The 16,447-nt window shown below is 60.5% G+C and carries 8 protein-coding genes; 2 read left to right on the top strand and 6 right to left on the bottom strand.

The genetic code is table 11. The features are described 5' to 3' along the window. Positions 1 to 208: 208 nt before the first annotated feature. A complete protein-coding gene (locus PSH78_RS06875; protein WP_305499337.1) occupies positions 209 to 1,429 on the bottom strand; it encodes an aspartate aminotransferase family protein in 1,221 nt (406 codons plus the stop codon). A gap of 334 nt (positions 1,430 to 1,763) precedes the next feature. Between PSH78_RS06875 and PSH78_RS06870 the strand changes: the two genes are divergently transcribed. Continuing rightward, positions 1,764 to 6,869 carry a dermonecrotic toxin domain-containing protein gene (locus PSH78_RS06870; protein WP_305499335.1) on the top strand — a complete coding sequence of 1,702 codons (5,106 nt, stop codon included), beginning with the start codon at positions 1,764 to 1,766 and terminating at the stop codon, positions 6,867 to 6,869. Positions 6,870 to 7,181: 312 nt separating this feature from the next. Then, positions 7,182 to 12,191 carry a leucine-rich repeat domain-containing protein gene (locus PSH78_RS06865; RefSeq protein ID WP_305499334.1) on the top strand — a complete coding sequence of 1,670 codons (5,010 nt, stop codon included), beginning with the start codon at positions 7,182 to 7,184 and terminating at the stop codon, positions 12,189 to 12,191. A 5-nt stretch (positions 12,192 to 12,196) separates the two neighbouring features. Here PSH78_RS06865 and PSH78_RS06860 read toward each other — a convergent pair whose 3' ends face one another. The 5 genes from PSH78_RS06860 to PSH78_RS06840 all read right to left on the bottom strand — a co-directional run bounded on the left by PSH78_RS06860 (position 12,197) and on the right by PSH78_RS06840 (position 16,359). Next, on the bottom strand, positions 12,197 to 13,177 hold the full coding sequence (locus PSH78_RS06860; protein ID WP_305499333.1) for a GlxA family transcriptional regulator: 981 nt from the start codon (positions 13,175 to 13,177) through the stop codon (positions 12,197 to 12,199). A gap of 112 nt (positions 13,178 to 13,289) precedes the next feature. After that, positions 13,290 to 14,054: an ABC transporter ATP-binding protein gene (locus tag PSH78_RS06855; protein WP_305499332.1), complete on the bottom strand. Its 765-nt coding sequence runs from the start codon at positions 14,052 to 14,054 to the stop codon at positions 13,290 to 13,292. 56 nt (positions 14,055 to 14,110) lie between these two features. After that, positions 14,111 to 14,809 (bottom strand): ABC transporter permease, encoded by a 699-nt coding sequence (locus tag PSH78_RS06850; protein WP_305499330.1) that lies wholly within the window; start codon positions 14,807 to 14,809, stop codon positions 14,111 to 14,113. Beyond that, positions 14,806 to 15,495: an ABC transporter permease gene (locus PSH78_RS06845; protein WP_215008046.1), complete on the bottom strand. Its 690-nt coding sequence runs from the start codon at positions 15,493 to 15,495 to the stop codon at positions 14,806 to 14,808. The genes PSH78_RS06850 and PSH78_RS06845 overlap by 4 nt, the downstream gene beginning before the upstream one ends. A 90-nt stretch (positions 15,496 to 15,585) precedes the next feature. Continuing rightward, positions 15,586 to 16,359 carry an ABC transporter substrate-binding protein gene (locus PSH78_RS06840; protein WP_305499327.1) on the bottom strand — a complete coding sequence of 258 codons (774 nt, stop codon included), beginning with the start codon at positions 16,357 to 16,359 and terminating at the stop codon, positions 15,586 to 15,588. Positions 16,360 to 16,447 lie beyond the last annotated feature (88 nt).

Raw genomic sequence — 16,447 nt, 5'->3', positions numbered from 1 at the left:
ACGGTTCGACCATCGGATCGATACACAGAGAAAACCAAACGAACACCCTGACCCGCGTTACATCCGCGGGGGTCTTCGATTTTTCAGCCGCAACAAGCACCCTGTGGGAGCGAGCTTGCTCGCGATAGCGGTGTGTCAGTCAACATTGATGTTGGCTCATCCGACGCCATCGCGAGCAAGCTCGCTCCCACAGGGGTCAGGCTCGGCCTCAGGCTTGCGTCAGCTTCGCCGCAGCCCGCTCGAAGCGGTCCAGGCCGGCGTCGATGTCGGCGTCTTCCACCACCAGGCTCGGGGCGAAACGAATCACGTCCGGGCCGGCTTGCAGAATCATCAGGCCTTCCTGCTCGGCGGCGTTGAAGATGTCCTTGGCCTTGCCCTTCCAGGCGTCGTTCAGCACGCAGCCGATCAACAGGCCCAGACCGCGCACTTGGGTAAACAGGCCGTATTTCTCGCCGATCTGCTCCAGGCGCGCCTTGAATTTCTGATGCTTGGCTTTGACGCCACCGAGCACTTCAGGCGTATTGACCACGTCGATCACCGCTTCGGCCACCGCGCAGGCCAGCGGGTTACCGCCATAGGTGGTGCCGTGGGTGCCGACCACCAGGTGCTTGGCCAGCGCTTCGGTGGTGAGCATCGCCGCGATCGGGAAACCACCGCCCAGGCTCTTGGCGCTGGTGAGGATGTCCGGAACCACGCCGTAGTGCATGTAGGCGAACAATTCGCCACTGCGGCCCATGCCGGTCTGCACTTCGTCAAATACCAGCAGCGCATTGTGTGCATCGCACAGCTCGCGGGCGCCTTGCAGATAAGCCAGATCGCCCGGCAACACGCCGCCCTCGCCCTGGATCGGCTCCAGCACCACGGCGCAGGTCTTGTCCGAGACCGCTGCTTGCAAAGCCGCAAGGTCGTTATAAGGAACGTGGGTGATGCCGGTGATTTTAGGACCGAAACCGTCGGAGTACTTCGACTGCCCGCCAACGTTGACGGTGAACAGGGTGCGTCCGTGGAAGCTGTTGAGCGCGGCGATGATTTCGTATTTTTCGCTGCCGAACCGATCAAAGCCGACGCGCCGGGCCAGCTTGAAGGCGGCTTCGTTGGCTTCGGCGCCGGAGTTGCAGAAGAACGCGCGCTCGGCAAAGGTCGCGTCGACCAGCTTGTGGGCCAGGCGCAAGGCCGGCTCGTTGGTGAATACGTTCGACACATGCCACAGCTTGTTAGCCTGCTCGGTCAGGGCTCCGACCAGGGCCGGGTGGGCATGGCCCAGTACGTTGACTGCGATACCGCCAGCAAAGTCGATCAACTCGCGACCGGACTGGTCCCACACGCGGGAACCGGCACCACGCACAGGGATAAAGGCAGCAGGTGCATAGTTGGGAACCATTACCTGGTCGAAATCGGCGCGTTGGACCGCGGCTTGCTCAACGGACATCGGAGTCTCCTGAAGAGGAACACCCGCCTGGAACTGGCGAGCTTGGTGAGGATTGTAAGGACAGTTTTCAGCCCGGCCTTGCCGCCAAGCGACAACTTCTTATAGCGCCAACCCACGATTTGCGCGGGTTTACGGCAATGCGACAAATAGCATCGCAAAGGCGCAGTTTAAACGTTGGCGCAGGATTTGAGGCGACGGCATCGACATTTGCTTCAAGCATCAGCCGGCATCGCCCATGCCATACATATGTAGTGCCTTTGCGTTGCGCAAATCAGGTTTGCTGGCATGCCGGTCCCACGGGTATCGGTCACCATCAACCTATACGGAATCAACCATGAACACCCCCGTTACCATCGTGCTTCCAAAGCGCAAACTCGATCACCAGGCGCTCATAGCAAACGCGCTGCCGGGATGGATAGCCAAGCGTCCGCTCAAGCAACTCGAACAACTGAAAACAGTCCGGCCGGTGCTGCCCGACTGGTTCAAGAAGGCCACGGCGGCCCAACACAAGGAACTGAGAAACACCCAGACGGACAGCTGGACAAAACGTAGCGACGTCGAAAAAGAGCTGGAGCGGTTACTGGATGTCCATGCGTTTGCTGAACCGCTGCTGAAAAAACATCTCAAGCAGCGCTTCAGACTCGACCTGGATGTCAAGGAAACATTCATCCACTTGTATATCCCGACCACAATCATTGGCCTGCCTACGGATGGCACGAAGGTGTGGAGCGTATCGCTACTGGACGCGGCGCTGCATAACTTCGAGGCTTTCGAAGGCGAACCCGATGCACATCTCCCTGAATCCGGCTTCATTACCCGCCCTGACGCCAACGGCCGGTTCAGGATACTCGCCGAGGTCAACGGCAAGCTTGCGGTCGATCAGTTCGTCAAATTTTGCCGGGAGCTGGATATCGGCCGGCGCTACAACACCCATCTCCGTGAGGAACTGGGCCTCGATGACCGAGGCAAACAACTGCGACTCAAAACCAGGATCATCGACAGCCAGCGGGCAGACCTGAAAGCCGCCCTGCATCACGCCAGCATGACCCTCGCCATTCAACCCGGCAGGCTGCAGTCACTGCTGGCCTTTATCGCGGGCCGGGATAACACCTGGCAGACATACGACCTGACGTTGCTCTCGACGCCATTGACCGGTCCCCTGCTCTTCTCGCCCGGCAATGAATGGTCGGCCACCGCCCCCGTTGTCGTCTACATACCCCACGACCCGGTGTCCCCCCTCAAGGAATACCCGTCGATGGCAGCGTTCATGACGCACCTCACCGAGCAACTGCGCAGCGACAGCTACAAACAGTTCTTCAGCCGGTTTATCGAGCACGATCAACTCGGCAGTTTCCACTGGGCCCTCAAACGCAAATTCTTCCATGTCATCGAGGATCGCCCCAATGCCCCTGACTTTGCGCCGGCGGTATTTGGAACCGTCGAAGAGCTGCGGCCGATTGCGAACCCAAGCCTGGACTACTCGACCTCGAAAATATCCGGGAGCGTCCTGGAAGAGCTCTACGCCAGGCAACTGAGCAAGATTTTCAATGATGCGAAAGTCATTGCCGTGTCCACCGACAGCGAAGACCGCAAGACCCGCCATGATCGCTGGGAGCGGTTAAAGAGTATCGGCCTGGCCCTGTTCAACGCCGCGCTATTTGTCATCGCGCCCTTTGTGCCGATCGTCGGCGAGTTGATGATGCTGCAGATGGCCTATCAGCTACTCGAAGACGCTTACGAAGGTGTACGCGACTGGGTGGAGGGTAAGTCGATAGAGGCCTTTGAACATTTGTTCGCGATTGTCGAAACCGTACTCCAGGCGGCCGGTTTCGCAGTAGGGGGCAAGATTGTCGGGAGTTTGTACGAGGATCTTTCCCTACCTTCGCCATTTGTCAGGAGCCTCAAACCGGTGGTTTCCACCGATGGTAATACTCGCCTGTGGAACCCTGACCCGACGCCTTATGCACACCCGATCGAAGTACCGCCCACCTCGAAACCCAACACGCTTGGCCTGCACGAACATAACAACCAGACGTTGCTGAAGCTGGCCGAAAGTGATCGTCTGCAGCACACCCTGGTCTTGAGTAAAACCGCCGAAACCGAACGCTATAGCCTGGCTCACCCTACCCGGACCGACGCCTACAGCCCGCGAATGGAGCATAACGGCCAAGGTGCCTGGTTGATGGAGGGGGAACAACCGCAAGCTTGGGAAAGTACCACCCTGATGCGGCGCCTGGGCCACGCGACGGATGGGTTCAGCGACGCAGAACTGCAACAGCTGCGCATCATCAGCGGCACCGACGAAGGCGTTCTGCGCAGGGTCCATCTGCAAAGCGAAGCCATGCCACCCCTGCTGGACGACACCCTCGCGCGTTTCAAAACCTACCAGACAGTCGAAAAGAATATCGGCCACATCCGTGCCGGCGAAGCGCTGGACACCCGAGGCGGCTGGTTTGAACCCTTGGTAACCGAACTGGATGGCTGGCCCAGCGACAAAGCCCTGGAGGTATTTGCCGACGCCACGCTGACCGGCACGCCTCATCACCACGGCAACTCCGTCCCATCCGCCGACACCTTCAGGATTTCCCTGGCGGATCTGAACGGCGGCAAACTTGCTCCGCTTATCGCCGAAGGTCTCGATGAGCAACAACTCGGCGAGTTGATCGGATCGCAGACCCCGAAAGAACAAGCCCCACAGCGACTGAACGAAAAACTGGCCGACCGCGCCGCGAGCCGCAAAGGTGAGATTTTCGAGCAGGAATACCGCGAACAGAAACCCAGGCCGACGCCAGGGACTGCCTTGATCGACAGCACCGTTGCAGACCTGCCTGCCCCAGTGACCCGCACACTGCTCGACACGGCCACACCTGCGGAAACGGCGATCATGACCGAGCAGCACAGAGCTCCCCTGCGACTGCGGAACCTGGCCGAGGAAATGCACGTACAAACCCGAATAACCCGCGCCAAGGAAGGCCTTCTTGAAGACGACCTGCTGACGCCTGAGGGGGAAAAGCTGACGCTCAGCACACTCTCGGCCTTTTCCGACGCGATCAGCGATGTACACATTGAAGTCCGGGACAAGGTATTGGATGGCACATTGCGCGCCAACCATCAGCCGTCGCGCGCTACGCTCAAGCGGGTACTGGTCCGTACAGAGCCGGGCAAATATGAGGTGCGCGACGCGGACAACCAGTTGCTGCACCCGGCCAAGCGCTTCCACAGCGCATTGCTCAACGCTTTGCCGCCGAAAAACCTCGGTAAATTGACCTCGCGCTTCAAGCAAGGCGAGAAATTCAAACAGTGGCTGATCGACCAATACCAGAACACTGACCAGATACGCACCGCGCTGGACTTTCCAGCCGCTGGCAGCTCCGTCTCCCGCGAGACCGAAACCTTGCTGCGTGGCCCGCTCTATAGCCGACTCAGGCCTGCGACCGAAGCCGTGCCCGCTGAAGAGAACCCGTTGACTGAACGGCTGAAAAAAATCTATCCGACCAGGGATGAGGGGCAGATCGCCGATATGCTCAGCCGGCTCGACTCCGATGAGCAAGTGCAAAAACTCGCCGAACTGGAAAACGAAAAGCAGGAGCTTTTCGATGAGCTGGACCGGTGGGCGTCCACTCAGCCACGCCACATCAATGCCCGCAATATCCGCGCGGCACAACGCAAAATTGCCGCTAAGATCAAGGAGTCCTGGCTGCGGGGTGAAAAAGCGCATATCTGGACCGAGGGTTTTGTCCTGCCAGAGGATTCGACGCTGCGCCTGGAGGGAATACCGCTCAATAACGTTAGGTTCGAAGACCTCACGCTGAGTAAAAAACTGATTCATGTAAAAAAGTTGAGCCTGGATGGTTGTGACTTGTCTTCACTCAGCGCCGATTTCCTGTCGAACTTTCCCAAGCTCCGGGTCCTGACGGCCTCCGACAACAATCTTCTACGCCTGCCGGAGGCATTGAACAGCCTGCCGGCCCTGAGATTCATTGACCTTTCGCATAACCGGATCGTGATAGACCCCTCCACGACAGCTGGGCTGCAAAAACTACCGTCGCTGCGTTTAGTGAACCTCAGCCGAAACCCACTGGGACTCGCTCCCGACATCAGCGGCCTGCCGAATCTCGAAGGGCTGATACTGGACAGGACAGAGATCACCGACTGGCCCAAGGGGCTGTTTTCGCAGCCAAGACCCGAGCACTTTGGTTTGCGGTTGCTGGGCAACGAGATAACCACCGTGCCGGTCTGCGACGACGCGTCCCCCGAAGCCTGGATTGTGGCCCAGACTCAGCTGGACCGGCAGAAGCTCGATTTGCAAAGCGACAGCAAGCTCGCCGATTACCGCCGCTCCTGGGGCCTCGATCCTCATCGTACGTATCCGCCGCGAGGCGACGAAGGCAGCGCTTTCTGGCTGGAGGGCTATCGGGGCCAGGAGCTAGAGGCGAAGAAAAACAACTGGGATCGTTTGGAAAACGAGCACGGTTCCCAAGGTTTTTTCGAAGTCATTGCCAGGTTGGAAATAACCGACGACGCCTTCGAAACCGAAGGCGATCAGGAAGCCTATGAAAAAAACCGCCCCGAGCTTAGCCGGAAGGTCTGGCGGATGATCGATGCCGCCTATGACGACACCGCGCTGCGCGAAAAACTGTTCACAATGGCCAACGCCCCTACCAACTGCGCAGATGCCGGAGCCCAGATCTTCAATGCCATGGGTATCGAGACAATGCTCTGCGAGTTCTCTCGGGCAGGCAGCGATGCGCCGACCCTGGAAAAAAACCTGATCCGCCTGGCCCAGGGCAAAGCGCGACTCACCAAGCTCTACGAGATCGCCCGCGCCGATGTGGCGCAGCGTGTATTGCCTGTGGAAAAGGGCGGCCTGGGCCTGCGGTTCACCAGTGAGGTAGTCGACGGCGTACCCGGCACGGTGGATGAGGTAGAGGTGCATACGGCCTATCAGGCCCGATTGGCCAATAGCCTGGAACTGCCTTGGGTATCGGAGCACATGGTTTATCGCAACACGGCAGACGTCACCGATCAGAAGATAGTGAAAGCCTACAGCCTGGTGCAGGAGGGCGAGCGTAACGGTGGCCTGGTCAATCAGATCCTCGATGTCGAGTTCTGGGACACTTATCTGAGCGAGACCCATGCCCGCAGGCTTCAAGGCAACGATGAGCTCTACGAAGCCCAGGCCGAGCGGCTTGAACAGCTGCGAGACCTGCAGCACGAGTGGGTCGAGTCCAATATCCGCCTGGAAGATCGGGCCCCTGTGAAAAAACAGACACTGAGCAAACTCGCCAGTCAGTTGAGCGTGCCGGAAGCTGATGTGCTGACCGAAGGTAAGATGCCGGACAGTCTCTATAACCGAACCTACAGCGCCCTTGCCGACCGGCGTCAGGAGCTCCGGCGCCTGCTGACCCGTGACGCGCTCACCCAAGCCCGCCTGCTGTAACCCCTTGCCTGCGCTCGGCAGGCAGCAATGACGGCTTGACGAGCCCCATCGCGAGCAGGCTCGCTCCCACAAGGGATTCAGGTTGCTACAAATTCTACATTCAGCACAAAACCTGTGGGAGCGAGCCTCCCACAAGGCCAGCACCCGGCAATGTGGGAGCGAGCCTGCTCGCGAAGCTTCTGAAAGTTTGTACAGCGCATCAATGCCGCCTCGCGGCGTTGCATGCATTCAAGGCGCTATACATATGTAGTGCCTTTGGCTTGGGGAATTTTGTTCTGCTGGCGCCTTCACTCACTTTCGAAGGCCACACTCATGCAAGCACCCATCACCCCAGCCGACATCGTAACCACGGTCAAATCCCACTACCAGCACGTGCTCGATGCCATCCCGCCGTGGGTAGGCAAGGCCTCCGTACAACAACAGACTGATCTCAAGCAGACCAAGCCTCTGTCGGCCCCCTGGCTGCTGAGCGCGACGCCCGCCCAGCACGAGCAGATGAAACGCCTGAACGCCGCCCAGTGGCAAACGCGCAATGCGCTCCAGGACCAGCTGCAAGATTTGCAGGACATCAACGCCTTTGCCAGGCCGTTGCTCGAAGCCGCCCTCAGAAGCCAGTTCGGCTTGACACTGGACGTAGAAAAAACCCTGTTGTGGCTGTACGTCCCACAGCATATTCCCGGGCTGCCGATCAGCTCCGGTGGCGCGCGGATATGGAAGGTTTCCCTGTTGGGCGCAGCCTTGCACAACTTTGAACCGGACGAGGCCAGGCCCGATGCCTACGAACCAGACTCGACCTACGTCGCCGAGCTCAGCCCTGGTTCGAACGAAGAAGAGACCGGACACTTCGAACCTCTGATGTCGCTCCGGCAGCAGATGCCGATCCCGGCGTTTATCCACGCGTGTCGAAAGCTGGATATCGGCGGCCAGTACCAACGTTATCTCCAGCAACAGTTGGGCATCGGCAACGCCGTCGCAACTCGCGCACTGCAGCGCCAGGTCAGCGCAAGCCAGGCAGCGGCACTGAAAGCCGCCCTGCACCTGGCGCTGATGAAAAAAGACATCAGTGCGCACAGCCACTCGCAGGTCCTGGGCCTGCTGGACGGATCGTCGTGCATGCGGCTCGACGGCCAGCCACTGTACAGTCATGGCCTGAAAATCATGGATGTTGCGCTGACCGGCATAGTGCTGTTCGCCCAGGACTTTGAACAGGCGCAGCACCCCGTGCCGCTGGTGGCCTATATTCCTGACGATCCCGACACCCCGATCAAGGAATACGCCTCCTCAACGCTGTTCAGCTCGGCATTGACTCAAAAGCTGCGGGACAAGAATTACCAGCAATTTTTCAGTCACTTTGTCGGCCATCAGGAGCGCCCGCTGTTTTTCTTCGAGCTGAACCAGCGGCTGGCTTCCATCCAATGGCACCGACCGGCTCCCGGTGATTCCCGGCCCCCATGGCGAGAAACCCCGATCGATCAGCCCAACCTGCAGTTCAGCGCAGAGCTGGTCCCATGCGAGCTGATGCAGTACCTCTACCGGCGCAAGCTGGACAAGATCCTCAACGATGCGCGAACCATCGCCGTTTCCACTGCCAGCGCGGATCGCAACGCTCGCTGGAAACGCTGGGATGCTTTGTCAAAGGTCGCCAGTGCACTGGTCAATATCGTCGCTTTCGTCGCCACCCCCTTTCTACCAGTGCTCGGCGCCTTGATGCTCGGCTACGCCGCTTACCAACTGCTGGACGATACGTTTGAAGGCATCCTCGACTGGGCCGAAGGGCTCAAGCGCCAGGCCTTCGAGCATCTGATGAGCGTGATGGAAACCCTGCTCCAGCTAGGCGGTTTCGCGGTTGGCGTGCCGATAGCCGAGAGCATTCTGCGCAAGGTACTACCAGAGGAAGTCTGGAGATTCATCGACAGCCTGATGCCGGTCACACGCGTCGATGGCCAGCAACGCTTGTGGCACCCGGACCTGGCGCCCTATGCCCAGAAAATCGAACCGGTCAGCAGCAGCGCCCCCGATCAGATCGGCCTGCATGAGCACCTGGGTCAAAAAATCCTGAAGTTGGACCCGCAGCGCTTCGTCGTCAACCAGGAGGCCGGCGAAGGCATCTACCAGATCGAGCACCCGACACGCCCGGATGCCTACGCTCCACAGCTCAGCTACAATGGTGCCGGCGCCTGGCGAACGGAACTGGATCGTCCGTTGACCTGGGACGACACCACGCTCATCCGACGTCTCGGTGAACAGACTGACGGATTCTCCGACGAACAACTCCAGCAGATGCTCACCGTCAGCGGTACTCGCCCTGACGCGTTGCGCAAACTGCACATCAACAACGAACCAGCGCCACCGCTGCTGGCCGATACGCTGGAGCGTTTCAAGATCGCCCAGGACCTGCAACGCTTCATCGACCTGATCGGGAGCGACGATCCGCTGCTCTATCGCCGCGCCGATGCGCAAACCCAAGTTCAACTGTTGACCAGCTATGGACTGTTGCCATCGACCCGCGGGCTGCGCTTTCTCAACGGCGCCGGAGAAGTCATATGGAGCTATCCGCCCGCGTCGCGCTTGCCCATGATCGACATCCCCGAAGCGCAGATGAACCAGGGAGCCCTTCTCGATACGATCATGCAGGGCTTGAGCGAACCGGAGATCAAGACGCTGCTGGAGGAAGAGCCCGGCCTCCCGCCGACCAGCCTCGGGCCGCGAGTCGCCCGGTTGCGCAAGCAGATGGCGAAGCTGGCCAAAGACAAGTGGCTGTCAATGTTCGAGTCGCGCTACGACACCAAGCAGGCCCTCGCTGATCCGATGACACAAAATCTGATGGACCGCTATCAGGGCCTGCCTCGCAGCGTCGCCGAAGAGCTGCTGCGCAACGCCACGGTCGAGGAATACACGGGCATCGGCGCCAACCGTTTTTCGGCGCGCATCGATGAACTGGCGCGCTGGACGCTGCTGGAAACCCGCACCGTTCGCGCCTATGAAGGCCTGTATGTGAATGAACTCGGCGGGGCCGACACTGATCGGCTGGTCCTGCATTCGCTGGATCGACTGCCCAACTGGTCCCCGGACGTACGCCTGGACATGCGCGCCTACTCCTTCAAAGGCCCGTTGCAGGACAGCATTGGCGCCCCCCAGGGAAAAATCGTCAGGACTCTGGTTCGCGGCGACGACCTGGCCTATACCCCGGTTGATGATGCCGGTCTCGAGCTGCATGGCCCGACGGATATCTATCAAGGCGTGCTGCAGGCCCTGCCCGATGCGCAACGCAACGCGCTGGACATCCACATCGGCCAAGGCGAGCGACTGCGCCAGACCATCGGCCGCTTCCCGCTGGACCGCGACAGCTTGCGCGAACTGCTGGCCAGCGACCCGATCCGCAAACCCCAGTACGACAGCAGCACCATGCGCCTGCCCGGCGGCATGGATGGCTATCGGCCTGGCACGTCGGCCGAGGGTCCGGGCGCATCACCGACGCCGGAGGAGCGGGCGCAAGATCTGTTTCCAAGTCTCAACGCCGAGCAGATCCGCAACCTGGTCAGGTCGCTGGAAAGCCGTCCTGAGGGCGCCCGCTCGATATTGGTCGCACTGCAACGATCCTACGCGGCACTGGAGACGGACCTTTCCCGCTGGGTGGCCGAAACACCGCGACGGGCCTCCGAGACGCAGGTGAGCAACAGCGAATACCAGGCCGCCAGCCTCAAGCGTCAGCGCTGGGCTGAAGAGATCAAGCGATGCCTGCGGCGGGAAACGGACCTGGATGAGGTTCCCGGCGGCCGAGCCAGGCCAAGCCATGTATTGGAACTGGAGGAACCGATGCCAGGGCGATTGCCGACGCTCAGGATGCGCTTCCAACATGTGAGCTATTTGCAATTGGCGGGCGACAGCACGACCGAGGGCCTCGTCGAATTCCTCCAGGCCTTTCCCAACCTGCGTCACCTGGATATCGATGGCATACCGATCCCGACACTGCCGGAGCAGATCACCGGCCTGCCGAATCTGGAGGTACTGAAGCTGAACGATTGCCGGATTTCCCTGGATGCCAACAGCCATGCCGCGCTTTCTTCCATGACCCGGTTGCGGGTGCTGGACCTGTCCGAAAATCCCCTCGGCCTGCCCCCCGATGTGAGCAGGATGGCAGAGCTGCGGCAATTGAAGCTGGGCAACACGGGTATCGCTCAGGTGCCAACCGGGCTTGAGTCACGCCCGCACCTGACCACCGCCAGGCTCGAACGCAACCGCATCACCGAGCTGCCACCCGCGCTGTTCGAGCTGCCGGGTGAGGTCAGCAAAAAGATCGATCTCACCGGTAATCCACTCTCCCAGGCGACGCTCGAACGGGTGAAAACCTATGCGCTGGAAAACGTCGGGCACATGAGCGTCGATGCCCCCCATGAATGGAGCCGACGGGTACAGGCGCTCTATCCTTCACTTACCCGCAGGGATGCCAACCGGTTCATTTTCGACCTGCCGGGTACGCTCGCCGAGGTCCCTGGGAAGCTGTTACGGCTGGAAAGCGAACTGGCTCAGCTCAACGCTGACCTCGAACAATGGCAGCAAGACGTGTTCCTGTTGGATCCGACCGCCCTGGCAGAGGAGCAGCTCAGGCGCACTGCGCTCAAAGAGAAGCTTGTGGATTGCTGGCAACGCGACCTCTCGCAAGACCCCGATGAGCATCCCGACAGGTTCGCGTTCGCCGGGAACATCCATGGCGCGATGCCCAGGCTCAATGCGCGGTTCGAGCACATCAGGACAGTCGATCTGCAAGGCGGCCCTGCCACAACCGCAGTGGATGGCCTGCTCCAATGCTTTCCCAATCTCCAGACCATGGCCCTGGCCGACTTCAACCTGGGGCAACTGCCCGAAGCGATATTCAACAGGCCCCAGTTGATCGACCTCGCCCTGCATAATTGCAGGATCCGGCTGACGCCTGCCGACGCAAGGCGTCTCGCTGGATTGACCGGGCTGGAAGACCTGGATTTGAGCGGCAATCCGCTGGGTACTTTGCCAGAGGTCTGGCGCATGAGCCGGTTGAAAACCTTATTGCTGTCCGACTCGCAACTGAGGCGGGTGCCGGAAGACGTTTTCAACATGTCCGCGCTGGTGACACTCGACCTCAGCAATAACCTGATCACCGACCTGCCCGCCGATATCCTCGAGATGAGGGCCGAGGCTGGCGATGACTTCGATCTGGGTGGCAACCCGCTTTCGGAACAGGGCCTGGGCCGTCTACGAATCCGCTACCAGCAAACCGGGAAGGACCTGGGCGTGCCAGCGGCCAGATGGGATGCGCAAGGTAACCCACTGGAGACGACCCGGTAAAAGTTTCAGCCGCGTTCCGACGGTACCGACGACAATTCGAACGGGCTGCTGCTGCGTCGCTGGTTACGATCTTCCCGCGGCGTGGCGCCGAAGAAGTTGCGGTAGGCACTGGAAAAATGCGGCCCTGAAGAGAAGCCGCAGGACAGGCCGATCTGGATGATCGATTTGCTGGTCTGCATCAGCATCTGCCGGGCCTTGTTCAGGCGCAGTTCCAAGTAGTACTGGCTGGGCACGCGGTTGAGGTATTGCTTGAAGATCCGCTCCAGCTGGCGACGGGACACGCACACATGCTGGGCGATTTCATCGGTGGTCAGCGGCTCTTCGATGTTGGCCTCCATCAGCAGCACCGCCTGGGTGAGCTTCGGATGACTGGAGCCGAGGCGGTTCTGCAACGGGATGCGCTGGCGCTCGCCGCCTTCGCGAATGCGCTCGACCACCAGTTCCTCCGAGACCGCGCCGGCCAGCTCCGCGCCGTGGTCCCGGGCCAGCACCGCCAGCAACAGGTCGAGCACCGACATGCCGCCACAGGCGCTCAGGCGATCGCGGTCCCAGTCGAACAAATGGCTGGTGGCGATGACCTTGGGAAAACGTTCGGAGAAATCGTCCTGCCAGCGCCAGTGCACGGCGGCGCGGTAACCGTCGAGCAAGCCCAATTGCGCCAGGGGATAGACGCCGGCGGACAAGCCACCAATTACACAGCCGGCGCGCACCAACTGCTTGAGCGCGCTGCTTAGCGGCGAGGCCAGCGACGTCGGCGGCTCGTCGGCCAGCAGGAACAGTTTCTGCAGGCCTTCGAGCTTGCCGGCCCAGGGTTCGCCCGGCAGTTGCCAGGCACCCTCGGCCGGCGGCTCGGCGTGCAAAAAGGACAGCTCGTAGACCACGTCCGGATGCACTCGCTGCGCAACGCGCAAGGCCTCCTCGGCCAGCGCCAGCGTCAACGCTTTAGTGCTGGGCCAAATCAGGAAACCTATTCGATGGGCAGTCATGTTGGGCAATCCGAAGCGAAAACAGTGTTAAAGCCAAAAGCGGCTGCAACCAAATTAGACCATCTGGCGCGCGGTGCGCAGCATGACCCAAATCAGGTGCGTACGGGAGCGATTACTTCAGGCTGCCCGACAGGAATTGTTGCAGGCGCTCCGATTGCGGATTGACCAGCACTTCGCGCGGGTTGCCGCGTTCTTCGACGATGCCTTTGTGCAGGAACACCAGTTGGTTCGACACCTCGCGGGCAAAGCCCATCTCGTGGGTCACCACCACCATGGTCCGGCCTTCCAGGGCCAAGGCCTGCATCACCTTGAGCACGTCGCCGACCAGCTCCGGGTCCAGCGCCGAGGTCGGCTCGTCGAACAGCATCACTTCAGGTTCCATCGCCAGCGCCCGGGCAATCGCCACGCGCTGTTGTTCGCCGCCCGACATGTGGCCCGGGTAGGCGTCCTTGCGGTGGGCCACGCCGACCTTGTTCAGGTAATGCTCGGCCTTCTCCCGCGCCTCGGCCTTGGCCACGCCCAGCACATGCACCGGCGCTTCGATGATGTTTTCCAGCGCGGTCATGTGCGACCACAGGTTGAAATGCTGGAACACCATCGACAACCGCGAACGCATGCGTTGCAGCTGCTTGGGGTCCGCGGCCTTCATGGCGCCGTCCTTGCCTGCTACCAGCTTCAGCTCTTCGTTGTTGAGCAAAATCTTGCCGGCATGGGGTTGCTCAAGCAGGTTGATGCAACGCAGGAAGGTGCTCTTGCCGGAGCCACTGGAGCCGATGATGCTGATCACGTCGCCAGCGGCGGCTTTCAGGGACACGCCCTTGAGCACTTCGTGACTGCCATAGCGTTTATGCAGGTCTTGGACTTCAAGCTTGTACATGCGGTCGGTTCTCACAAAACGTCAGTCGTTGAGCAGTCGATCGGATCGATGCGTTATCAGTGCTTGCGCGGGGCCAGGTAACCCAGCCAGCGGCGCTCGGCCAGTTTGAACAGGCGCACCAGGATGAAGGTCAGGCACAGGTAGAAAACGCCGGCCGTGATGTAGGCCTCGAACGGCAGGTAATACTGAGCATTCACCGTGCGCGCGGCGCCGGTGATGTCGATCAGGGTGACGATGGACGCCAGGCTGGTGGTCTGCAGCATCATGATCACTTCGTTGCTGTATTGCGGCAGCGCCCGGCGCAACGCCGACGGCAGCAGGATCCGGCGGTACAGCTTGTAGCGCGACATGCCCATGGCCTTGGCCGCCTCGATCTCGCCGTTAGGCGTGGCCCGCAGGCTGCCGGCGATGATTTCGGCGGTGTAGGCGCTGGTGTTGATGGCGAACGCCAGGCACGCGCAGAACGTCGCGCTGGACAGCCACGGCCAGAGGACGCTCTCGCGCACCACCTGGAACTGCGCCAGCCCGTAATAGATCAGGAACAGCTGCACCAGCATCGGCGTGCCGCGGATCACGTAGGTGTAGAGCCAGGCCGTCATGTTGACGACAGGCTGCTTGGACACGCGCATCAGCCCCAGGGGCAACGCCGCCAGCAGGCCGAAGAAGAGCGACAGGGCCAGCAGCTTCAGGGTGGTCAGCAGGCCACTGAAGTACAGCGGCAAGGCTTCATAGATGACGTTGTAGTCGAAGATCATAGATCAGCCGCCCTTACGCCTACCGAGTAGCGCTTCTCAAGGTGACGCAATGCCAGCAACGAGACACTGGTGATCACCAGGTACATCGCCGCCACCGCGAGGAAGAAGGTGAAAGGCTCGCGGGTGGCATCCGCCGCCTGCTTGGCCTTGAACATCATGTCTTGCAGGCCCACCACCGAAATCAGCGCGGTGGCCTTGGTCAGTACCAGCCAGTTGTTGGTGAAGCCCGGGATCGCCAGGCGGATCATCTGCGGCACCATCACCCGGAAAAACACCTGGAAGCCGTTCATGCCATACGCCATGCCCGCCTCGGCCTGCCCCTTGGGGATTGCCATGAACGCGCCGCGAAAGGTCTCGGACAGATACGCACCGAAGATGAAACCCAGGGTACCGATACCGGCCGCCAGCGGGTTCAGGTCGATGTAGTCGTCATAGCCGAGCATCGGCGCGACGCGGTTGAGCAAGTCCTGGCCGCCGTAGAAAATCAGCAGGATCAGCACCAGGTCGGGAATGCCGCGGATGACCGTGGAATACAGGTCGCCCAGCCACGCCAGCCAACGCACCGGCGAGAGGCGCAACGCGACACCGATCAGCCCCAGGACAATGGCCAGGGCCATGGACGACAAGGCGAGCTGAAGCGTCAACCATGCGCCATCGAGGATGACAGCCCCGTAGCCTTTCAACATGATTCAGGTCCTCGAAAGTGGGATGAAAAAATGGCGCAAACCGCAGAGATCCTGTTGCTTGCGCCATTTCGCCGCAGTGGCGGGACGTGGTTACTTGCCGTAGATATCGAAGGCGAAGTATTTGTCCTGGATTTGCTTGTACTTGCCGTTCTCGCGAATGGCGGTGATCGCGCTGTTGATCTTGTCTTTCAGCGCATCGCCCTTGCGAACCGCGATACCGATGCCGTCGCCGAAGTATTTCTCGTCGGTGAAGGCCGGGCCGACGAAAGCGAAGCCCTTGCCCGCGTCAGTCTTCAGGAAGCCGTCATCCAGCAGCGTCGCGTCGGCCACGGTGCCATCGAGACGACCGGCGGAAACGTCCAGGTAGATTTCGTTCTGCGAACCGTACGGCTTGATCTCGGCACCCAGCGGGGCCAGGACTTCACGGGCGAAACGCTCGTGGATCGAACCACGCTGTACGCCGATGTTCTTGCCCTTGAGTTCGGCCAGGCCGTCGCTCACCTGGGTACCGGCCTTCATCACCAGACGGGCCGGGGTGTTGTAGTACTTGTTGGTGAAGTCGACAGACTTCTTGCGATCTTCAGTGATCGACATGGACGACAGGATCGCGTCGATTTTGCGCACCTTCAGCGCCGGGATCAGACCGTCGAACTCTTGCTCGACCCAGACGCACTTGACCTTCATCTCTTCGCACAGCGCATTGCCGATGTCGTAGTCGAAACCGACGATGCTGCCATCCGGGGCTTTCGAGGCGAACGGAGGGTAAGCCGCTTCGATACCGATCTTCAGGGGTTTCTCATCGGCGAACGTCGGCAGGGACAGCACGGACAGTGCCAGGGCGCCAAGCAGCACAAGTTTCTTCATCTTGGAACTCCATCGGTAAAGGGCGAAAACGGCAGAGTGAGCAACAGCCCAATATGCGAATGGGTGGAACGAACTTGCGTCCTAGGAA

The organism is Pseudomonas sp. FP198, from assembly GCF_030687895.1.
Classification (GTDB): Bacteria; Pseudomonadota; Gammaproteobacteria; order Pseudomonadales; family Pseudomonadaceae; genus Aquipseudomonas.
Note: the sequence above shows the minus strand (reverse complement) of the source record. Positions and strands in the feature narration are given on the sequence as shown.

What these genes read in the sequence shown, in the direction of transcription:
- PSH78_RS06875 (WP_305499337.1), bottom strand. Translation starts at nt 1,429, where the DNA reads ATGTCCGTTGAGCAAGCCGCGGTCCAACGCGCCGATTTCGACCAGGTA.
- PSH78_RS06870 (WP_305499335.1), top strand. Translation starts at nt 1,764, where the DNA reads ATGAACACCCCCGTTACCATCGTGCTTCCAAAGCGCAAACTCGATCAC.
- PSH78_RS06865 (WP_305499334.1), top strand. Translation starts at nt 7,182, where the DNA reads ATGCAAGCACCCATCACCCCAGCCGACATCGTAACCACGGTCAAATCC.
- PSH78_RS06860 (WP_305499333.1), bottom strand. Translation starts at nt 13,177, where the DNA reads ATGACTGCCCATCGAATAGGTTTCCTGATTTGGCCCAGCACTAAAGCG.
- PSH78_RS06855 (WP_305499332.1), bottom strand. Translation starts at nt 14,054, where the DNA reads ATGTACAAGCTTGAAGTCCAAGACCTGCATAAACGCTATGGCAGTCAC.
- PSH78_RS06850 (WP_305499330.1), bottom strand. Translation starts at nt 14,809, where the DNA reads ATGATCTTCGACTACAACGTCATCTATGAAGCCTTGCCGCTGTACTTC.
- PSH78_RS06845 (WP_215008046.1), bottom strand. Translation starts at nt 15,495, where the DNA reads ATGTTGAAAGGCTACGGGGCTGTCATCCTCGATGGCGCATGGTTGACG.
- PSH78_RS06840 (WP_305499327.1), bottom strand. Translation starts at nt 16,359, where the DNA reads ATGAAGAAACTTGTGCTGCTTGGCGCCCTGGCACTGTCCGTGCTGTCC.